The 21,292-nt window shown below is 62.9% G+C and carries 16 protein-coding genes, 2 pseudogenes and 1 riboswitch; of the genes and pseudogenes, 6 read left to right on the top strand and 12 right to left on the bottom strand.

Annotated elements, in window-relative coordinates; genetic code table 11:
* Nucleotides 1–23: 23 nt before the first annotated feature.
* The 5 genes from EK373_RS05850 to EK373_RS05830 form a co-directional block, all read right to left on the bottom strand.
* Nucleotides 24–1,220: an acyltransferase family protein gene (locus EK373_RS05850; protein ID WP_129641781.1), complete on the bottom strand. Its 1,197-nt coding sequence runs from the start codon at nt 1,218–1,220 to the stop codon at nt 24–26.
* Nucleotides 1,221–1,322: 102 nt separating this feature from the next.
* Nucleotides 1,323–2,063 (bottom strand): LytR/AlgR family response regulator transcription factor, encoded by a 741-nt coding sequence (locus EK373_RS05845; protein ID WP_198683095.1) that lies wholly within the window; start codon nt 2,061–2,063, stop codon nt 1,323–1,325.
* Nucleotides 2,060–3,160 carry a sensor histidine kinase gene (locus EK373_RS05840; protein ID WP_129641779.1) on the bottom strand — a complete coding sequence of 367 codons (1,101 nt, stop codon included), beginning with the start codon at nt 3,158–3,160 and terminating at the stop codon, nt 2,060–2,062. Before EK373_RS05840 ends, EK373_RS05845 begins: the two co-directional genes overlap by 4 nt.
* Before the next feature lie 63 nt (nt 3,161–3,223).
* On the bottom strand, nt 3,224–3,712 hold the full coding sequence (locus EK373_RS05835) for a carboxymuconolactone decarboxylase family protein (protein ID WP_129641778.1): 489 nt from the start codon (nt 3,710–3,712) through the stop codon (nt 3,224–3,226).
* Nucleotides 3,713–3,794: 82 nt separating this feature from the next.
* Nucleotides 3,795–4,679: an RNA polymerase sigma-70 factor gene (locus EK373_RS05830; protein WP_129641777.1), complete on the bottom strand. Its 885-nt coding sequence runs from the start codon at nt 4,677–4,679 to the stop codon at nt 3,795–3,797.
* Nucleotides 4,680–4,831: 152 nt separating this feature from the next.
* On the opposite strand from EK373_RS05830, the gene EK373_RS05825 reads away from it, so the two are divergent.
* The gene (locus EK373_RS05825; RefSeq protein WP_129641776.1) at nt 4,832–6,622 is read left to right on the top strand and encodes a DUF885 domain-containing protein; all 1,791 of its coding nucleotides are present in this window, start codon (nt 4,832–4,834) and stop codon (nt 6,620–6,622) included.
* Nucleotides 6,623–6,690: 68 nt separating this feature from the next.
* On the opposite strand, the gene EK373_RS05820 is transcribed toward EK373_RS05825, so the two are convergent.
* The 7 genes and pseudogenes from EK373_RS05820 to EK373_RS05790 form a co-directional block, all read right to left on the bottom strand.
* A complete protein-coding gene (locus tag EK373_RS05820) occupies nt 6,691–7,473 on the bottom strand; it encodes a fibronectin type III domain-containing protein (RefSeq protein ID WP_129641775.1) in 783 nt (260 codons plus the stop codon).
* Nucleotides 7,474–7,625: 152 nt separating this feature from the next.
* Nucleotides 7,626–7,712: riboswitch (cyclic di-GMP riboswitch) on the bottom strand.
* A gap of 460 nt (nt 7,713–8,172) precedes the next feature.
* A pseudogene (locus tag EK373_RS34205) lies at nt 8,173–8,505 on the bottom strand (DbpA RNA binding domain-containing protein); the annotation flags it as partial.
* Between the two features lie 648 nt (nt 8,506–9,153).
* Nucleotides 9,154–10,698: pseudogene (locus EK373_RS34200) on the bottom strand (DEAD/DEAH box helicase); the annotation flags it as partial.
* Nucleotides 10,699–10,835: 137 nt separating this feature from the next.
* On the bottom strand, nt 10,836–11,222 hold the full coding sequence (locus tag EK373_RS05805; RefSeq protein ID WP_129641774.1) for a DUF3037 domain-containing protein: 387 nt from the start codon (nt 11,220–11,222) through the stop codon (nt 10,836–10,838).
* A complete protein-coding gene (locus EK373_RS05800; protein ID WP_129641773.1) occupies nt 11,200–11,976 on the bottom strand; it encodes a HipA family kinase in 777 nt (258 codons plus the stop codon). Before EK373_RS05800 ends, EK373_RS05805 begins: the two co-directional genes overlap by 23 nt.
* A 237-nt stretch (nt 11,977–12,213) precedes the next feature.
* The gene (gene rhaI, locus EK373_RS05795; protein ID WP_129641772.1) at nt 12,214–13,518 is read right to left on the bottom strand and encodes an L-rhamnose catabolism isomerase; all 1,305 of its coding nucleotides are present in this window, start codon (nt 13,516–13,518) and stop codon (nt 12,214–12,216) included.
* 71 nt (nt 13,519–13,589) lie between these two features.
* Entirely contained in the window at nt 13,590–15,710 is a 2,121-nt protein-coding gene (locus EK373_RS05790; RefSeq protein ID WP_129641771.1) for a bifunctional rhamnulose-1-phosphate aldolase/short-chain dehydrogenase, read from the bottom strand.
* A gap of 164 nt (nt 15,711–15,874) precedes the next feature.
* On the opposite strand from EK373_RS05790, the gene EK373_RS05785 reads away from it, so the two are divergent.
* The 5 genes from EK373_RS05785 to EK373_RS05765 all read left to right on the top strand — a co-directional run bounded on the left by EK373_RS05785 (nt 15,875) and on the right by EK373_RS05765 (nt 21,289).
* The gene (locus tag EK373_RS05785; RefSeq protein WP_129641770.1) at nt 15,875–16,678 is read left to right on the top strand and encodes a DeoR/GlpR family DNA-binding transcription regulator; all 804 of its coding nucleotides are present in this window, start codon (nt 15,875–15,877) and stop codon (nt 16,676–16,678) included.
* A gap of 106 nt (nt 16,679–16,784) precedes the next feature.
* Nucleotides 16,785–17,759, top strand: coding sequence for a rhamnose ABC transporter substrate-binding protein (rhaS, locus tag EK373_RS05780; protein WP_407676189.1), 975 nt, complete (start codon nt 16,785–16,787; stop codon nt 17,757–17,759).
* Nucleotides 17,759–19,267 carry a sugar ABC transporter ATP-binding protein gene (locus EK373_RS05775; RefSeq protein ID WP_129641768.1) on the top strand — a complete coding sequence of 503 codons (1,509 nt, stop codon included), beginning with the start codon at nt 17,759–17,761 and terminating at the stop codon, nt 19,265–19,267. The genes rhaS and EK373_RS05775 overlap by 1 nt, the downstream gene beginning before the upstream one ends.
* 5 nt (nt 19,268–19,272) lie before the next feature.
* Nucleotides 19,273–20,247, top strand: a complete 975-nt coding sequence (locus tag EK373_RS05770) for an ABC transporter permease (RefSeq protein WP_129641767.1) — start codon at nt 19,273–19,275, stop codon at nt 20,245–20,247.
* Between the two features lie 70 nt (nt 20,248–20,317).
* Complete coding sequence (locus tag EK373_RS05765; protein ID WP_129641766.1) at nt 20,318–21,289, top strand: ABC transporter permease; 972 nt, start codon at nt 20,318–20,320, stop codon at nt 21,287–21,289.
* Nucleotides 21,290–21,292 lie beyond the last annotated feature (3 nt).

Below are 21,292 nucleotides of genomic sequence, written 5' to 3'. Positions count from 1 at the left end.
TATGCATCCGCGCCGGCCCCAAATCAAACCACGGCCGAGCCTCGTTCCGAAGCCAATACTGGCTGTGAATCTGCGGGGCGGCGGCGTTTCATTCCAAAAACAAACCGAGTGAAACCGAAGCGTCGCACAACCAGCTCATACAGCAGGCAGCAGCTCACCAGCGTCGCGATCAGCACCACCCAATACTTCGTCCACGGGCTCCACGACGCCTGGACCACGTAGTACCCGATTGCGACGATGATGGTCTGATGCAGGATATAAATCGGATAACTCGCATCGCGCGCCCAACGCAGCAGTGGATTGCAGAATGACAGATGGCGATAGCCGTAGCCCAGCAAGGCCATCAGGCACAGCCAGGTGAACACGTTGCCGACGAACGCATCGACTGGCGTGTCGCGATAAATGACGCCTTGCTCGAACAGTAATGTGGCAATGACGTACACACTCACACCGCCGACGGCGAACCGGTGCCGACGCACGGCGAACCACTGCCAGCTTCCGGGCGTCGACGCGAGCAGATAGCCGTACGCCGTCAACATCAAATAGTGATTGAAGGTGTACCAGTCGTCGATCAGGGTGTGAGCTTCGGGAAACAACGGCTTGAGCACGGCTTCGTTGAGGACGAGCGGTAAGGCCATTGCGTAGATCCATGCGCCCGTTTGCAGCCGGTCAGCGCGCTTTCGCCACCAGATCATCAGCGGCAACAGCAGCGGGACGTAGATGTAGAGATAGGCGATGAACCACAGGTGATGCCAGCTGAAGTCGCCTGCCGGATACGGGCTGAGCTGCAGCGTTCGCTCCCAGAAGAATTGCAGGAAGCCGCCGTGCCATTGCCCTTGGAACGAGCGCTCGTAGAAGATCTGCGGCGGCACGATCAGAAACATGCCGATGACCAGCGGCAGCAGCAGCCGCACGGTTCGCTCTTTGAACAGCTGAGCGGCGCTGCGGCGCTGGAGCGCAAACCACATGCCGGCGCCGGCGATCACGAACAACAGCGGCATGCGCAGGCGATGCGAGATATCCATCGGCATCTCCAGCCACTCGATGCGCTGCTCGTTCATCACATGCCAGCCCCAGCCGACGAAGATCATGCCGGTGTGAAAGAACAGCAGCACGAAGATGGCGATGACCCGCAGCCAGTCGAGGAAGTCGTAACGCTCGCCGAGAGCGCTAACCGGCCCGGGCAAGGAATGGGGTGCTTGGATGGCGGCGTGTTCCATGGGTCTCTCCAACGCTGTGGCGATGGTGAGAGTCTGGCGAGCGGCAACAGCGGCCACAGCAACTGAGTGGCCACCGGCGACAGCCGAGTGGCAAGCGGGATTTCAGCGGCCCATGCGGGCGAACAGCGCGTCCTTGTAGCGACGGCTCAATCGCAGCACCATGCCGCCGCGGAGCGCTACCTCGTAGTCGCCTTTGAACAAGGGCGTGAGCGAAGCAATCGCGGAGATATTTACGGCCGCCGATTTGTGAATGCGCGCGAAGCGCTGCTCGCCCAACTGCGCCAGCAGATCCTGCAGCGTCCGACGCAACAGATATTTTCGGCTCGCGGTGTGAACGTGAACGTAGTTGTCATCGGCTTCCAGCCAGTCGATGGAACCGCTGTCGATCAGCTGCAACCGCTCACCCTCGGGCACCAGCAATCGCTCGCTCGATCCGGTCTGGGAGCGTGCCGTAGCCACCGCGGTAGAACGTGACTGCCGATCGCCCAAGCGATCACGCACTCGACCGACAGCCTTGAGCAATCGCTCCTTGTCGTACGGCTTGAGCAGATAATCGACGGCGTTCAGATCGAACGCCTTCACGGCGTGCTCATCGTACGCGGTGACAAATACGATGAGCGGCGCCGTCTCCTGCTCCAGCTGCGCCGCCACTTCGAGTCCGTTGAGGCGGGGCATCTGGATGTCCAGAAACACTACAGCCGGCCGCAGCCGCTCGATCGCAGCCGCAGCCTGCAGCCCGTCCTCCGCGCCCGCGACGACTTCGATGTCACTTAGCTCACCGAGCCAGCGCTGGAGCTTGTCCCGCGCGGGTGACTCATCGTCTGCGATGAGGATGCGAATCACCCCGGTCGCTCCGGCAATGTGACTACCGCAACTACGGAATCGGCGTCGTTCGCCAGCTGTAACGTCGCCTCGCTGCCATAAATGACTTTCAGCCGCTCCCGGCAATTGCGCAGCCCGACGCCTTCGCGTTGTTCGGTCGGCAACGCCGAGCCGGTGTTACGGATCTCCAGCACGATGCGATCGCTCTGGCGGCGGACGGCAACCCGAATACTCACCGGCCCGACACTGCGCTCCACCCCGTGCTTGAACGCATTCTCCAGCAGCGGTTGCAACAGCAGCATCGGCACCTGCGCCTCGAGCAGATTCGGATCGACCTCCCAACTCAGACCAACCCGATCCGCGAACCGCTCCTGCATGATCTGCGCAAACAGCTCCAGCGTGCGCATCTCCTCGCGCAGGCTCGTCATCTCCTTATCGTTGATCTGCAAACTGATACGAAGCAGATCGCCGAGCCGGGCGAGCATCCGGTCGGCACGCTCCACATCGACGTGCATGAGCGCGGAGATGGTGTTCAGCGCGTTGAAAAAAAAGTGCGGCCGCAACTGCGCCTTGAGCTGGGACAGCTGCGCCTCGGCCAACGATTTCTGCAGCTCGAGCAGATGACGGCGTTGCGCCTGCCACTGCTCGAAGGAATCGAAGCCGAAAATGATCCCGAGCCACAACCCCGAGAACAGCACCAGCTTCAGCGACTCGTAACCGATGACGAATAGCCACGGCTCATGTCTGTAGGCCCCGCCGAGCAGTGCATACACCGCGTGACGCACGCCGTACGCGAAGCCGATGAATGTCACGATCAGCACCGGCAACCAGACCAGATGCCGTCCGAACCATTGCAGCGGCTGGTCCAGATAGGGCGCATAGCGCAGCTTGTAATGCCGCTGCAACAGCAACCACATCGTGGCGACGACGCACGACGACCCTTCCCAAAGCAGCGGTTCCCACCAGGCGATGTACGGGTTGTGCAACTCGTCCTGGACTGCGACCAGGATCATGATCAGGCAAAACGCGGCCCACAGCCAAAGCAGCATGCCGGTGGGCGAAATCACCCCGATCAGACGGATTTTAGTAACGGGCGAGGCGGGGGAAACGACAGCCATGCGGCGAGTTTAGTCGCCACATGACTGTCGGACGTCACTTTTGGGGTGAGCGGGACGCGCCGCTCAGGAGGCTTGGGCACGCATCGCCTTGAGGCTGCCGGCCTTGTAACTGCCCGCCGGAACGTTGAATGCGATGTTGAAGCGATTCCAGCCGTTGATGGCGACCACTGCCAGCGTCAGCCGCGCCAACTCTTCATCGCTGAACTGCGCCCGGGCCTTGTCATAAACCGCGTCCGGCACCTGCTGGTTTTCCAGCTTGGTCACTGCCTCGGTCCAGGCCAGCGCCGCTTGTTCGCGTTCCGTGTATAACCCCGGCGCTTCCCGCCACACGCTCACCAGATACAGACGCTGCTCGGTCTCGCCCTCCAGGCGCGCGTCCTTGGTGTGCATATCCAGGCAAAAGCCGCAGCCGTTGATCTGCGACGCCCGGATCTTCACCAGTTCGAGCAACGGGTGTTCCAGCGTGGAATTCTCGAAGCCGTTGGCCAGGCCCAGCAGCGCCTTGAAGATGTCGGGATGCTTCATGAAATTGAACGGTCGATTCTGACTCATCGTGCTCTGTGCTCCATAAATGGGTGTTACAGCCCATTGACGAGCGAGCTCGCCGACCTGTGACAGGCCGGAGCCGAAAATGTCAGCCGACCGGCAGGAACTCGCCGAGCTTGTCGGGATTGGCGACCGTGTAGTGCGCGTAGATGCGCTCACCGTCGGTATCGATGGTGGTGACCGAGTGCAGCTTGCCCCTGAACGACGTGGCGAGCCCCAGCTCGCCATTGATGCGCACCAGGCGCCTTTCGATGCCCCGGGCGTTGCGACGGAAGATCATCTGGAACAACAAAGCGATGCGCTCGGCGCCGTGCAGAATGCGACGCGCAGCCACCGCCTTGCCGCCGCCGTCGGAAACCAGATGAGCGTCGCTGGCGAACAGCGCTTTCAGCGCCGGCAAGTCGCCGACGTTGGCCACCTCGATGAACCGTTCGAGCATGCGCTGGCGCGTCCGCTCGTCGACTCGAAACCGCTGACGCTCGGCCATCACTCGCTCGCGCGCCCGGTGCACGAGTTGACGGCATGCGGCCGCACTCTTGTTGAGCATTTCAGCGATATCGTCGTAGTCGCAATCGAACGCATCATGCAATACGAAGGCTGCGCGCTCATCCGGGCCGAGCCGTTCGAGCAGGCTCAGGAACGCCAGCGACAGCTCGCTCGCCAGTTCAGCTTTCGATTCGGGCGTGACGGGATCGATATCGGCCAGCGGTTCGGGCAACCACGGTCCGATGTATACCTCGCGGCGCGCTTTCGCGGAGCGCAACCGGTCGATCGACAACCGCGTGACGATGGTGGTCAGCCAGGCTTGAGTCGAGCGCACATCCGCACTCCCGGATTCATTCCAGCGCAGCCACGCGTCCTGCAGCACATCTTCCGCATCGGCCCGCGAACCGAGCATGCGATAGGCGATGCCGAGCAGACGCGTACGCTCGGCGGCGAAAGCATTGGCAGTGGCTGTTGGACTGGCACTCATGATTCGTGAAGGCGCAGCGAGACTTAGCTAGACGAGGCTCGGTCTGCCGCTGTGACAAGGCCTGCTCATTATGGCATCGTGACCGCCGATTTTTAGGGTCACCCGTTGCGGAAGTCAGCGTCGGCAATGACCTAACCTGAAGGGGGAAAAAAATGCACAGACCCAAACTGCTGCTCGTCGTTGCATACACATTGCTGCTGCCGTGCCTGGCGCTGGCGCAGGCCAATCAGGCCAGCCGCTCCACCGTTGACGCGTTCTTCGACCGCTTCACCGACGAATGGGTGCGCGCCGATCCCGATCTCGCCACCAGCTCGCGTTACTTCTCGGGCGAGGAACAGAATCGGCTCGAACAGCAGCTCACGCCGCGGACCCGCGCGTACGCGCTCGATCGGATCAAACGCGCCAAGAAAGGTCTGGCGGATCTGGCGAAATTCGATCGCAACAAGATGAACGAGTCACAGCGCGTGTCCGCCGACCTGATGCAGTGGCAGCTCGAGCAGGTCGCTGCCCGCGAAGCCTTCCTCGACTTCGATTTTCCGCTCGAGCAGTTCAACGGCGCCAATGTCGGACTGGTCGAAGCGCTCACGCTGCGCCATCCCTTGGTGAAGCCGGCGGATGCGTCCAACTATGTGACGCGCATGAAGCAGATCGGCCCGCGCATGGATGAGTCGGTCGCCGAAGCCCGCTCTCTGGTCTCCAGGAAGATGCTGCCGCCGCGATTCATCGTGCAGTCGACGCTCACGTCGATGCGCGCCTTCAGCGATGTGGCGCCGGCACAGAATCCGCTGGTAACTGCGTTCGCGCAACGCATTCAGAACATCGAGGGGCTCAGCTCTGCGCAACGCACGGAGCTGCAACAGCAGGCCACGAAGATCGTGACCGAGCAGGTGTATCCGTCCTGGCGCCGGGCCATCGCGATGCTCGAAGGCGTTTTACCGCGAACGACCAACGACGCTGGCTTGTGGCGCTTCGAAGGCGGCGAGCAGGCCTACGCACACGCACTCGGCCGCTTCACGACCACCAAGCTGACGGCCGAAGAGATCCATCAGATCGGCTTGCAACAGGTGGCGCGCATCGAAGGCGAGATGGATAAGATCTTCCGCAAGCTCGGCCGCACCGAAGGCACGATTGCCGCGCGCGCCGCGAAGCTGCGCGAAGACCTGTCTTATCCGGATCCGACGTCGGACTCGAGCCGCGCCGCCATCATGAAAGACATCGACGGCATCATGGCCGACGCGCTCAAGCGCAGTCCGGCGCTGTTCGATTTGCAGCCGAAGTCACCGGTCGTCGCGCAGCCATTTCCTCGCTTCCGTGAAGCAAGCGCGGCCGCCAATTACAATCGCGCGCCGCTCGATGGTTCGCGCTCGGCGATCTTCCAGATGCCGCTGCGCCCGCAACGCATGACCAAGTTCGGTCTGCGCACGCTGGTGTATCACGAGACGGTGCCGGGCCATCACTTCCAGATCGCGCTCGAGCAGGAGAACACGGAGCTGCCGAAGTTCCGGCAGGCGCGCGTGCTCGGCGGCATCTCCGCTCTGTCCGAAGGTTGGGCGCTCTATGCGGAGAAGCTGGTGGCCGACAATGGCTGGTACGACGGCGATCCCGAAGGTCTGCTCGGCATGCTGGATGCGCAGCTGTTCCGCGCTCGCCGGCTGGTCGTGGACACCGGCTTGCACGCCAAGAAATGGACGCGGCAGCAGGCCATCGATTACGGCCTGGAAGCCAGCGAAGTGGAGCGTTACGTCGTGAATCCCGGGCAGGCGTGCGCGTACATGATCGGCCAGCTCCAGATCCTCGAACTGCGGGATCGCGCCCGTACGGCGCTCGGCGACAAGTTCTCGCCGCAGCAATTCCACAACGTCGTGCTGCGCACGGGCAGCGTGCCGCTGGATTTGCTCGGTCGTGAAGTCGACCGTTATGTGGCGGGCGCCACGGCGAATTAGCACGCTAGAAATAAAAACGGGCTGGCGTCGATTACGACGCCAGCCCGTAACTCAGCAGCGGACGATGCTTAGCCGATCACGCGAGAGACGACGTTCGAGATCTCGCTCTCGTCGCCATCAGCCGTAACCGCACGCACCGCGAAGTAGTAGGTGGTGCCCGCCTTCAGGTTCTGAACCGTGTAGGCGTTCGCGCCCGCGCTCGGCACTTCGATGGAGTTCACCATCGCGTTCTGATTCGTGCCGTAGTGGATGCGATAACCCGCGAGGTTCTGCAAAGTCTGGCCGTCGACGGTTTGCGTCGGCACGTTCCAGGTCAACGCGACGTTCGGGCCGGAAGCGACCGGCGTCGGCGCTTCGCTGGAGCTGGAGCCGGTGCCAGTGCCGGTGCCCGAGCCAGAACCGGAGCTGGAGCCCGCAGCCGCCACGGTGATCGCGAAGGCCGGCAGCGAGGCGCTGGTTTTGCCGTCGCTCACGGTGATCACGATGTTGTCGAAGGTGGCTGCGGCGCTCGGCGTGCCGGTCAGCGCGCCCGTAGCAGTGTTGAACTGCGCCCAGGTCGGCTTGTTCTGGATCGAGAAAGCGAGCGTATCGCCGTCATCGTCCTTGGCCTGCGGAGTCACCGAGTAGTTGCTGCCGACAGCGGCCTGAGTAGCGGGCGTACCAGAAATCGTGGGAGCGGCATTGCCGCTGGCGCCAGTGGAGCCCGTGGCGCTCGTGGAGCCCGTCGACGCGCTGCCGCCACCACCGCCACCACCACCGCCGCCGCCGCAACCCGCGGTCACGAGGCCCGTCGTCACCAGCGCAAACAAACCGCCACGCTGCACCCACTTACCGACATTCGCCTTCTGCATCTGATAACCCTTGTTACTTCTGCCGGGCGCTTGCGCGCTCGACGTGAATTTCCAAGGGCGACGCGGTCGTGTGAGCGACCAGACAAATCAGCCGGTGTACTCGCGTACACATAGAACATCCGCGCCATACCGGCACGTGTTGCTCTCGCTAATTTGGCAGCCCCGCTGTCATCGGGCGTGAGCCCTTTAGACCGGTTGCTTTGCGTCCCCGACTTTCGACGGGTTTGCCCTTGACGGTAGCGAGCCTCGATTGCTCCTTTCGAGGTTGTGACTGCCGATGACCGCGCGCATGAGCACGCAGCCAGCACGGCTGTCACCGAATTTCAGTCAGACGAGAAGGTTCAGCTTCCTCGACCCGCTGCGGCGTTCGCTTTCCTTGCGAACCCTTCTAATTCATCAGTGGATGCCAGTGTCACGCTTTCGCGGCTCCTTACCCATCGGAGAGGCACCCAATGACTCGACGCGGGATGGAGCATAACCACCCCCGGCGAATCCTCAATCCTGTCGGCGAATAGCGGCAACGTCGCTGTCTTCAGACGTTACGCCGCGCTCGAAACAAACATTGCCGATGTTTCTTAGCGCGCGCGAGCAGCGAAGTGTGAGCTGGATCACACTTCACCGGCTGGTCGGTCGGATGCGTTTGAAGCCTTTATTTACAGGCTTTTTCGCAACTTGCGGAGGATGGTGACGCCGCTGGGATCAGCGGCGTGGCTTGCTGGTGCGCGGGCTGCGAGCTTTGGACGGCGCGCGTTTGGAATCGTTCTGTGTGCGAAATTTCGGCGCGGAGGGACGGTCACGTCGGAGCTTTTCCACGTGGCTTTTCAGGGCACGGCTGATCTGGAGCGGCTGCCCGGCGACGCGGACCTTCTGCAGCTGAAGGAACACATCCTTGGGCATGCCGGTGGGCAGATCGACGAAGCTGTGATCGTCGCGGATCACCACGCGGCCGATGAGCCGCCCTTCGAGACCGACTTCATTGGCGATCGCGCCTACGATATTCCCTGGTTTGACCCCATGGTCGTGCCCGACTTCGATGCGATAGGTCTCGACGTCCTCGTCGCCGCCTCGGCTTTGGCTGCGCCCGCGCGGGCGGTCGTCCCCGCCAAAGTCACGAGCCTCAGAGCGTCTGCGCGGTCGCTCGCCTTCGTCAAAAGTCGGCGACTCGGCACGCCTGCGCGGCTGCTCCCCTTCGCTCGAGGCACGGCTGTCGCGCGAACCTTGTTCGGCGCGGGTGTGACGCGGTGCTGGGCTGGGAACAGCGAGCTCTTCGCCGTACTCGTTGAACGCGCCTTCCTCGACGCGGCTCGGGCCGCCAGCGCTTTCGTCGTGGGCAGCTGCACCCTCGCCCGCAGCCGCAAGCCTTTCGCGCTCCGCACGCTCGAGCGCCCGGCGCTCACGGCGATTCAGCGGCTTGGGCCCTTGCTCGCCCTGCGCCTCGCCCTCAGGCAGCGAACTCTCAAACTCCGCAGCCTGCTCGAACCGTTCGGTCGACTTGGGCCATCCCGACTCCCGACCTGGGCGCTCGCGCCGCTCCGAGCGCGGCGAGCGCTCTCGCGCCGCGGCTCTGTCGTCGCGAGTCCAATCTGCTGAAGCTCCACGCTCTTGGCTTGCGCCTGAGCTTTCATCCTCGCTCCAGGCTGAGCGCGTGGTGCTTCCCTGTCGCGCGACCGAATCGTCATCTTCGTTCCGGCTCGGACGCGCACCTCGCTCCGGCTCCGAAGCGCTCCCTGCTTGCTCTCGCGCCCGCGCTTCCAGGTCGCGCTCACGCTTCGCGTACTTCTCGTTGCGAGCGGCACGATCCGGGCGAGGGGCTCGTTCGCGGCGGGCGGCACGATCGCCGGAGTCCGATCCTTCAGGCGACCATGCCTCGCGAGTCGAGCGCACCTGCGGCTCGAGCAGCAGCGGCGTCGCACCCTGGGCGATGCTGGCCAGCGCCGCCGCGATATCCATTGCGGACACATTGTTGTCGCGCTCGTAATTCTCGATCAGCGGCAGAAACGGCTGACCGGCATTCGCAGCGATCGCTGCCGTCAACTTCTCGTTGAACTTCGCAACGCGCCGCTCATTCACATCTTCGACCGTCGGCAGCTGCATCTGCTGAATGGTCTGCCGGGTGGCGCGCTCGATGATTCGCAGCATGTTTCTTTCGCGAGGCGCGATGAACAGAATCGCCTCGCCACTACGCCCCGCTCGCCCGGTACGACCGATCCGGTGCACGTACGACTCCGGGTCATAAGGAACATCGTAGTTGACGACGTGACTGACGCGCTCAACGTCCAAGCCACGCGCAGCCACGTCGGTCGCAACGACGATATCGATCTGCGACGACTTCAGTCGCGCAATCGTCCTTTCACGCTGCTGCTGAGCGATGTCGCCATTCAGCGCCTCGACCGCAAAGCCACGCGCCGACAACTTCGCAGCCAGCTCTTCCGTCGCGATCTTCGTCCGTGTAAACACGATCATCGCGTCGAACGACTCGGCTTCGAGGATGCGCGTCAACGCATCGAGCTTGTGCATGCCGCTGACGATCCAGAAGCGCTGCCGGATCTGACTCGCCGTGGTCGTCTTGCTCTTGATCGTGACCTCGGCAGGCTCGCGCAAGTGCTGTTGGGCGATCCGGCGGACCTGCGCCGGCATGGTCGCCGAGAACAAGGCGATCTGCCGCTCGGCGGGGATCTGCTCGAGAATCCATTCGACGTCGTCGATGAACCCCATGCGCAGCATCTCATCCGCCTCGTCGAGCACGAGGTGCTTCAGCGACGACAGATCGAGCGTGCCGCGCTTGATGTGATCCATCGCCCGACCCGGCGTCGCGACGACGACGTGCACGCCACGGCGAAGGCTCTGAAGCTGCGGCGTGTAGCTCTGTCCACCGTACACAGGAAGTACGTGAAATCCCTTCATGTAGGTGGCGTACTTCTGGAACGCCTCGGCGACCTGGATCGCCAGCTCGCGGGTCGGCACGAGTACCAGCGCCTGAGGCACGGCCTCGCGAATATCGATCTTGGTCAGGATGGGCAACGCGAAGGCGGCGGTCTTGCCAGTGCCGGTCTGCGCCTGGCCGACCACATCGCTGCCCGCCAGCAGATGGGGAATGGTGGCGGCCTGGATCGGCGAAGGCGACTCGTAGCCCACGTCCTGCAACGCCCTGAGGACGGCGTCGCCTAGAGCGAGGTCACTAAATGAGGGGCTTTCGCCCGGGGTCTGATCGGAAGGAGCGGGCAAGGAAACCTCGGACTTCGGGCGCGCGAACAGCGGAAAGGCGCGCGAGTGTACACATCCGGCGGCAAAGCCGCAGGAAACAGTCAGTTTCGAAGCGATTTTAGGCCCAAAGGGCCGCTTATGACCAATCAGTACAGTCGTCAGCGCGCGCCCGTACGCACCATTTTCTGGAGCAACTGCTCCAGCAGCCGGGACGGGTCGTCACTGCGGCCCGTGTGCACCGAGGACGTTTGAATCATCGTGCTCCGGGGCGCCACCAGCCAATGGAAGCGCTCCCGCAGCGTCAGCCGCCCGATGGGACCCGACCCGGCGCAGATGGCCGGAATGCTCGCGAGATTCTCACGCACCAGCTCGATATCGACACCGGGCGCGAATCTCAGCAAGCGCTCCTCGTCCAGCTCGATGCGCGCAGCCAGGTAATCCAGCGCCGGGCAGGAGACGATCACGCCGACATTCAAGAACTCTTCGCGTTCGACCCGAGGGACGACGCGAATGATGGCGTAGTCATACGAGCACGGAGCGCGCACGCGTCACCTCCGTGAAAAACAGATGTGGCGACTCCAGCCGTCGCAACAGATATTCCGCGTACGCAGTTCGATACTCGGCCGCGCTGGAGAAAGTTGCATCACCACGCAACAGTGCATCTGGAATCAGGGTAACGATGTGCCGAATAACATCAGGGGTAATGCGCGCGAGCATGAGCTCGTGTGCTTCGTCCAGCGCACTGGCAAACGGCAGCAGCACGTGATCGCGAATCATGGGAAACGCATCTTTGCTTCGTTCCAGATATTGCGCCCACGAGTGGTGAAAGTACAAAGCGGCGCCGTGATCGATGAGACGCAGCTGCCGGTGCCAGATCAGCATGTTGGTGTTGCGCGCCGTGCGATCGACGTTGGTCACGAACGCATCGAACCAGACGATCTGCGACGCGAGCAGCGCCTCCGGCTGAAACACCACGGGATCGAAGGTGATCGCGCCGGGCAGATAGTCGAGCGCGACGTTGAGACCGGCGCTGGCGCGGATCAGATCCTGAATCTCGACATCGGGCTCGGTGCGCGCCAGATCGGGATCGAGCTCGATCAACACGATCTCCGGCACCGGCAGGCCGGCGGCGCGGCCGATCTCGCCGGCGACCAGCTCGGCGATCAGCGCCTTCGGCCCCTGCCCGGCGCCACGCCACTTGATGACGTACATGCCTTCATCGTCAGCTTCGACGATGGCCGGAACGGAGCCACCTTCGCGTAGAGGCGTGACGTAACGGGTGACGACGACGGTTCGCAAGCGTTGGGATCCACACTGCTTCGGCCGCGGGAGTATATAGCCCAGATTCAGGGTGCTGGGAGGTAAGACGATAAATCCGCCGCCGGACGCATCGACTACCCTGACCATGACGGGGCTGATGGTCGAGAGACCAACTCAATCAGGCGCCACGGCGGAGGTTCAACGGCGGCTGGTAGCGCGCTCAATGCGCGCTACCGAGGTGAGATGTGCCGCTGGTTAGAATGAGTCCTCAGACAATCAGACAATGCCGCCGCCGAAACTCTGGCTCGCCGGACGTTTGTTGGCGCACTCCAGCCGATAGTTACTGCGGCGATAAGCAGCCACCGGGTCGATCGCTGCGCCTTTCTGCAGCCTGGCGCGAGCCAGGATCGGCTGCACGTCGGTGGTGAACGCACGCTTCAACGTCTGCGACGCCATCAACGCATCGTTCTGCTGTTGATAGTCGGCAAGCACCTGCCGATCGACCAGCAGCGCCTGCGCGTAAGCCCGCTGCAACTCGATGGCGCTGGTCATCAGGCTTTCGATGGGATCGGTGACGTTGTGGGACTGATCCAGCATGTGCGCCGGCTGGAAGTCCGGCGCCTGGCGCCACTGCGCATCGACCAGCTCGTTGAACACCAGGAACAAGCGGTACGGATCGATCGAGCCGGTGTCCAGATCGTCGTCGCCGTACTTCGAATCGTTGAAGTGGAAGCCGCCGAGCCGGCGGGCGTGCACCAGGCGCGAGACGATCATCTCGATGTTCACATTCGGCGCGTGGTGACCGAGGTCGACCAGGCAGAACGCTTTCGGGCCAAGCGTCTGCGCCGCGAGCAGCGAGCTGCCCCAATCCTGAATCACGGTCGCGTAGAACGCCGGCTCATACATCTTGTGCTCGATGAGCATGCGCCAGTCCGCCGGCAGCGCCGCGTAGATCTGGCGAGTCGATTCGAGATAACGCTCGAACGCACGGCCCAGGTGCTGCTGACCGGGGAAGTTTGCGCCGTCGCCGATCCAGACGGTCAGCGCCTTCGAGCCGAGCAACTGGCCGATGCGAATGCAATCGACGTTGTGCTCGACGGCCTGGGCGCGCACAGCGGCGTCGGTGTGCGTGAGGCTGCCGAACTTATAGGAAAGCTTCTGGCCAGGGCGATCCTGGAAGGTGTTCGAGTTCACCGCATCGAAGCCGAGCCCGAGTGCGGTTGCCCGCTGGCGCAGCGCCGGCATGTCGTCGGTGTGATCCCAAGGCAGGTGCAGCGAAACCGTGGGAGTGGCGCCAGTCAGGCTATGAATGACCGCGCAGTCCTCGAGCTTCTCGAACACATTGCGAGGCTCGCCGATGCCGGGGAAGCGCGCGAAGCGGGTGCCGCCGGTGCCGACGCCCCAGGACGGGATCGCCACTCCGAAGCTCGCCACAGTGGCCGTGACCGCATCGATATCGATACCGCGACGGCCCAGGATCGCGCCGAGCGCTGAGTAGTCGGCGTCGAGATCCTTGGTCAGCTTCGCATTGCCGTCGGCAATAAATGAACGATCGCGCGGGTCGAGGTAAGTGCCAGCCATGATGTTCCCCTTCAGCTCGCAGGAGATCCAGCGCGCGGGCGCGCCGAGCTCCTGCTCTCAGACATCGTCAATTATCGCGTGAATGCGGCGGCGTTACCGGCGTCGACGTTGATGATATTCCCGGTCGACTTCGACGCGCGCTCGGACGCGAAGAAAGCGACCGCCTCGGCCACGTCTTCCGGAAACACGCTGCGCTTCAGCAGGCTGCGCTCGCGATAGATCGATTCGAGCTCGTCGGTGCTGGTCTTGTACTGCTCGGCGCGCTGCTGGGCCCACTCACCCTGCCAAATCCGCGAACCGCGCAACACGGCATCCGGGTTCACGACATTCACGCGAATGCCGGCCGGCGCGCCTTCCAGCGCCAGGCATCGGGCCAGGTGCAGCTCGGCAGCCTTGGCCGTGCAATAAGCAGCAGCGCCCGGCGACGCGGCCAGCGCGTTCTTGGAGCCGATGAACACGATGGAGCCACCAATGTTCTGCGTCTTCAACAACTGGAACGCCTGACGCGAGACCAGGAAGTAGCCGGTGGACAGAATGTCCATGTTCTTCTGCCAGGTCGCGAGGCTGGTCTGATCGACCGGCGACGCCGACGCGATGCCTGCATTGGAAACGCAGATATCGACGCCGCCGAACTTCCATGAGCTGTCGCGGAAGCTGGCGATGACCGCATCCTCGCGCGTCACGTCCATCCAGGTGCTGGCAACGACGTCGTTGCCGTACTGCTTCTTCAAGCCCGCCTCAGCCTCGGCGAGCGCGTCGTGGTCGATGTCACATAGAACGACGCATGCACCTTCATCCATCAAGCGGCGCGCGGTTGCGAGACCGATGCCACCCGCACCGCCCGTGATGAGCGCGATGCGGCCCGCCAAAGGTTTCGGCTTCGGCATGCGTTGCAGCTTGGCTTCTTCCAGGTCCCAATATTCGATGTCGAACGCTTCCTGCTCGGGCAAGCCGCGATACGTCGACACGGCAGCGGCGCCACGCATGACGTTGATCGCATTGATATAGAACTCGCCGGCAATGCGCGCGGTCGCTTTGTCGGCAGCGAATGTGATCATGCCGACGCCCGGCACCAGATAAACGACCGCGTTCGGATCGCGCATCTTCGGCGAGCCGGGCCGCTTGCAACGCTCGTAATAAGCAGCGTAACGCTCGCGATACTGTTCGATCGCCGGCTGCACGCGACGGGCGAATTGTTCGATCGACTCGTTCGCCGCGTCGAACGGCAGCACCAGCGGCCAGATCTTGGTGCGCAGGAAATGATCGGGGCACGACGTGCCGAGATCGGCGAGCGCCTGCAGCTTCTCGCTGCCCACGAATTCCAGCACCGCCGCGCTGTCATCGAAGTGACCGACCTTGCGCGTCGTGCCTGAAATCAAGCCGCGAATGCGCGGCATGATGGCGGCCGCGACTTCGCGACGCTTTTCCACCGGCAGAGGCTGAGACTTGAGCGCGCCGAACGGCAGCTTGCCGCGGCTCTTCTCGGTCAGCCACGTCGTCGCACGATTGATCACATCGAGCGTGTTCTCGTAGCACTCCTTCGCCGTGTCCGCCCACGTGAACACCCCGTGCGCTTCGAGCACCACACCGCGCGCTTTGGGATTCTCACGAGTGAACTTACGCAGCGCGAGACCGAGCTCGTAACCGGGCCGGATCCACGGCAACCAGCCGATCTCATCGCCATAGATTTCTTTGGTCAGCGCCTTGCTGTCGGCGGACGCGGCAATCGCGATCAAGGCATCCGGGTGCATGTGATCGACGTGCGCACGATCCACCAGGCCGTGCAACGGAGTATCGATACTCGCGGCCCGCGGATTCAGATTGAACGTGCAGTGGGAATACAGCGGCACCAGCCCGCTGTCGCTGTCCTTGCCCTTGTAGAACGGCTCGAGCGACAGGAACTTGTCCATATATAAGGTGGCGAAGCCGTCGAGCTTCATGGTGCCCAGGTCGCCGCCCGAGCCCTTCACCCACAGCACCTTCACGTCCTGGCCGGTGAGCGGATCCTTTTCGATGACCTTGGCCGAGGTATTGCCACCGCCGAAGTTGGTGATGCGCTTGTCCGAGCCGAGCAGATTGGAGCGGTACAGCAGCAGCTGTGCCGGCGTCATCCCGGCCGCGAGCGCATCGTTCCAGCGGTTTTCGACCAGCAACGAAGACGACTCGGCTTGCACCGGCTGAACCACACTCATCTAATCTCCCCCACGGGCAGTTTGATCGCGTTCGGGCATAAAAAATCGCTCCGCGCGCTATGAAATGACTGTTTACCACACGAATCGATCATATACAATCAGATGCGAGCATAATCGATCAGCGGTGTTGGAGCCGTGATCGAAGCTGCTTTTTAGGAGGTTCCATGTTGGAACGTGAGCGCCATAGCCTGATTCTGAAGCTCGTCGAAGAGCGCTCCATTGTGAGCGTCGGCGACCTGCTGGATTTGCTCGGCGCATCCGAGGCGACCATTCGCCGCGACATCAACACGCTCGCCGAGCGCGGCGAGGTAAAACGTATTCGCGGTGGCGCCGAAGCGGTGCGTCCGCGGCATCAGCCGCACTTGGTGGGCATGCCGTTCTCGTTGAGTCAGGACATCAGTGTTCCGCAGAAGCGCGCCATCGCTCGCGCGGCCGCGGAACTCATCACCGCCGGCGAGAGCATCATTATCAATGGCGGCACCACCACGTTCGCGCTGGTGGAATTTCTCGCCGATCACGATCTGGACATCCTGACGAATTCGTTTCCGATCGCAGCCAAGCTGCTCGCCACCAGCCGCAATCGGATCACGCTGCCGGGCGGCACCATCTTCCGTGAGCAGAACATCGTGCTCAGCCCGTTCGACAACGACACCATCGAGAACTTCTGGGGCAACAAGCTGTTCACCGGCTGCTACGGCCTGAACCGCTTCGGCATCATGGAAGCCGACCCGTTGGTCGTGCAGGCGCAGACCAAGCTGCTGAAGCGCACCGAGGATGTGATCGTAATGGCCGACAGCAGCAAGCTGCGGCAGAAGTCGGCGATGATCGTCACGGGGCTGGAGCGGATCTCCACCATCATCACTGACGACGGCGCGAAACAGGAAGAGTTGGAAGTGTTCAAAGCCGCGGGCATCAAAGTGATCGTCGCCTCGGTGAGCCAGGACGACGAGTTGCAGAAGCTCGCGTGAGTTAGCAACGCAGCGGCACGGCGAACAACGGCCGGCCGCTCGAATGCGGGGGATGAGAATGCGTAGAAGGGCAATGCTCGTGGGTGCGGTCTCGCTGGCCGCCGTCATGATCGCAGGCTGCGGCGAGCGGCCGCAGACTTCCAATGAAGGCAACGGCAGCGGCGACAAGCTGCGCATCGGCATCGTCGCCAAAAATCTGGGCAGCGGCTTCTTCGACGCGGTCCACAAGGGCGCGGACGAAGCTGCAGCGACGCTCGGCGCGGAGATCATCTTCACCGGCCCGACCACGCCGACCGCCGAAGGGCAAATAGAAACATTGAATGCGCTGATCGCTCAGCGCGTCGACGCCATCGCGATTTCGGCGAACGATCCCGATGCGGTCGTGCCGACGCTGCAGCGAGCGATGCAACGAGGCATCAAAGTCATTTCTTATGACTCCGCCGTTGCGAAGGCAGGTCGCGCAGTTCATCTCGCTCCGTCGTCGGACGAGCTGATTGGCCAGACGGTGGCGCAGCTCGCGTCCGAGTTGGCGCCGGAAGGCAAAGGCAAGATCGCGGTTGTTTCAGCGACGCCCACATCCACCAACCAGAATTCCTGGCTCGCTCAGATGAAGCAGGCCCTGCCGCAGTATCCAGGGCTGCAGTTCGCGGGCGTCGTGTACGGCGATGATGTCGCGGACAAGTCTTATCGCGAGACCGTGGCGCTGGTGAAGCAACATCCGGACCTCGCAGTCGTTGTTTCGTTGAGCTCGGTTGGCATCGTTGCTGCGGCCAAGGCCATCGAAGATCAGGGGCTCACGGGCAAGGTGAAAGTCACTGGCCTGGGCTTGCCGTCCGAGCTGGTCGGGTATGTGCGCAAAGGCGTCGTGCCGAAGTTCGCGATCTGGAATCCCATCGATCTCGGCTACGCGGCGACTCAAGTCGCCGCCCAGCTTGCGCGCGACGCGAAGCCTGAAGACGGCAATGAGATCTCGTTGGGGCGCGTGGGTGCGGTGACGTTCGACGCCGACGGCGTGGGCGCGATGGCCAAACCGTTCATCTACGACCAGAGCAACGTCGAGCAATTCGCGGCGATTTTCTGATGGCGGCGGCGATCCAGCAGGCGCCGGCGCAGCCCATCCTGACGCTGACGCAGGTGAAGAAATCCTTCGGCGGCGCGCACGCGCTGCGCGATGCCAATCTCGATTTGCATCCAGGCCAGGTGACCGCGCTGATCGGCGAGAACGGCGCCGGCAAGTCGACGCTGGTCAAGATTCTTTGCGGCATCCATCAACCGGACGGCGGCGAGCTGATGCTCGATGGCCGTTCCATCCGCGTGCGCGATCCGGAGCACGCACGAGAGCTTGGCATCAACGTCGTGCATCAAGAGTGCGTGGTGTTCGACAACCTGACGGTCGCCGAGAACATCTTCGTCAGCAATCGCCCGAAGAACGGCCGCTTCATCGCGTGGCGCGAGATGCGGACACGCGCGGCGGAAATTCTGCGACAGCTCGATGTTTCCTTCTCGCCGGACATGCCGGCAGGCCAGCTGAGCGTCGCGCAGAAGCACATCGTGCAGATCGCGCGCGCATTGACGAGCGAAGCTCGCGTACTGATCCTCGATGAGCCGACCGCGGCCTTGTCACACCGCGAGGCAGACGATCTGTTCCGCATCGCTCGCCGGCTGCGGGATGCAGGCTGTGCCCTGCTCTTCATCAGCCACAAGTTCGAAGAGATATTCTCCCTGGCCGATCGCTACGTCGTGTTTCGCGATGGCGCGTCGGTGGGCAACGGCATGATTGCCGGCACAGGCAGCGAGCAACTGATTCGCATGATGGTCGGCCGTTCGGTCGAGCAGTTGTTTCCAAAACTGGAGACGACGCTCGGCGAAGAGCTGCTGCGGGTGGAGGGCCTGTCGCGCGCGAGTGAGTTCGACAACATCTCCTTTTCGGTGCGACAGGGCGAAACGCTCGGCATCTATGGATTGGTCGGCGCCGGCCGCACCGAGCTGGCGCAATGTTTGTTCGGCTTGACGGCGCCGAACTCCGGCTCGGTTCATTTAGGCGGCAAGCCGGTGTCGATTGCCAATCCGGCCGACGCGGTTCGTCATGGTCTGGCTTATGTACCCGAGGATCGTCAGCAGCAAGGCGCGATCCTGCCTTTCTCGATTGCCGCGAATGTCTCGCTCACCAATTTGAACTCGCTCGCACCGCGCGGTATCTGCAGCCGGCAACGCGAGTCGGAACTGGCGAACCATTGGATCTCTGCGCTCGGCATCAAAGCGACCGGCCCCGAGCAGAACGTCGGCGACCTGTCCGGCGGCAATCAGCAGAAGGTCGTGATTGCGAAGTGGCTGGCGCGCTCGCCGCGAGTTCTGATTCTCGACGAGCCCACCAAGGGCATCGACGTGGGCGCGAAGTCAGCGGTGCACGCCGTCACCAGCGCGTTTGCCCAGCGAGGCAACGCCGTCGTGATGATTTCGTCGGAGCTGCCCGAGATCCTCGGCATGTCCGATCGCATCCTGGTCATGCGCCGCGGGCGCGTGCGTGCCTTGCTGGATAGAAGTGAAGCGACGGCGGAAAACGTCGTCCAGGCGGCGACCGACGCGTGATTCGAATGATGCAAAACTCCGCCGCCCGGCGCGATCTCGCGCTCGGTGTCATCGTCGTGTCGTTGCTGGCTTCGGTGACGACAGCATTCCCGCTGTTCGCCCGGCCAGGCAACCTCGCTGAAATACTCGACGACAGCGCCATTCTGATTCTGCTCGCGCTGGGGCAGATGCTGGTGATCCTCACGCGCGGCATCGACCTGTCGATCGCCGCCAATCTGGCGCTGTCCGGAATGCTGGTCGCACTGTTGAACAAGAACTATCCCGGCTTGGGCATCGCGCCCGTGCTCTTGATCGCTATTGTGAGCGGCACACTGCTCGGTGCGATCAATGGCCTGCTCGTGTGGCGATTGAAGCTGCCGCCCATCGTCGTCACGCTCGGCACGATGTCGGTGTATCGCGGCGTGATCTACTTGCTGTCCGGCGGCACTTGGGTGAACGACAACCACATGTCGCCGCAGTTTCTCGGCTTCATTCGTTATGAGCTGCTGGGTCTCACCGCGCTCTCGTGGCTCGCGATCTTCGCCGTCGCTGCCTTTGCAGTGGTAATGCGTTACACGGTATTGGGCCGGAATCTCTATACCGCCGGCGGCAATCCCGCTGCGGCGACTTATACCGGCATCGACCCAGGCCGCATGCAATGCATCGCGTACACGATTTGTGGCGCGATTGCCGGCCTGTGCGGTTATTTGTGGGTGGCGCGCTTCGCGGTCGCGTACACCGACATCGCGCTCGGCTTCGAGCTGCAAGTGATCGCAGCCTGCTTGATCGGCGGCGTCGCCATTGCGGGTGGCATCGGCACCGTTGCCGGCGTGGTGCTCGGCTGCCTGTTCATCGGCGTCATTAGAAATGCGCTGCCACTGATCGGCATCTCGCCGTTCTGGCAGATGGGCATCAACGGCCTGGTCATCGTCGTGGCCGCCGTGCTGAGCGCGCGGCGACGCGAAGACAAGCGCGCAATCCTGGAGGCCCAAGCGGCATGAGCGCGCCAAGACACCAACGCCAGCTGCAGTGGAGCCCGTTGTTCGGGCTGATTCTGGTCATCGAGGCGGCATGACTGTGCAAAGATTAAGAAGTCTGCTGCGCTGGGAATCGATGCTCGCACTGGTGCTGGCCATCGAGTTCGTCAGCTTCGCCAGCCTGTCGCCGTACTTCCTGGATGTGTGGACGCTGTCGGATGCTACGTTCAACTTCACCGAGCGTGCCGTCATCGCTCTGCCGCTCGCGCTGCTGATCATCGCCGGCGAGATCGACATTTCGGTCGCAGCCATTATTGCGTTGTCATCCGTCGCAATGGGCCTCGCCGCTGCAGCCGGCATTCAAACGCCGGGCTTGGTTGCGATTGGATTGAGCACGGGACTTGCGGCAGGCATGGTCAATGGCGCACTCGTGACGTTGGGCCGCGTGCCGTCGATCGTGGCGACCATCGGCACGATGACGCTGTTTCGCGGCGTCGCTTACGCGGTGCTCGGCGATCGCGTGCTGAAGGAATATCCGCAGTCGTTCGCTGTGTTCGGTCAGGGTTACCTGGTTGGGCCGTTATCAATCGAGCTGAGCCTGCTCATTGTGCTCGCTGTAGTGTTCGGATTGTTTCTGCACGTAACGCGCTGGGGCCGAACCATCTACGCTTTGGGCGCGAATCCCATCGCGGCGAAATGGTCGGGCGTGCCGGTCGACGGCTATCGCTTTGCGTTGTTTGCCGTGACGGGCCTTTGCAGCGGACTCGCTGCGGTGCTGCTCACATCGCGTCTCGGCTCGACGCGTCCATCGATCGCGCAGGGCTGGGAATTGGAGATCATCAGCATGGTCATTCTCGGCGGCGTGTCGGTGTGGGGCGGCAAGGGCACCATTCCGGGCGTGCTGCTCGCGGCGGTGGTGCTCGGCTTCGTGAACTTCGGATTGGGGCTGTTGAACGTGCCGGGCATCGTAATGTCCATCATCGTCGGCGCACTGCTCATCACCGTGGTCGCCATTCCTGTGATCGCCGAGCGCTGGTGGGGCCGACCGAGCCGTCACCTGTCGTAACCA

Source organism: Peristeroidobacter agariperforans, from assembly GCF_004138335.1.
Lineage (GTDB): Bacteria > Pseudomonadota > Gammaproteobacteria > Steroidobacterales > Steroidobacteraceae > Steroidobacter > Steroidobacter agariperforans.
Note: the sequence above shows the minus strand (reverse complement) of the source record. Positions and strands in the feature narration are given on the sequence as shown.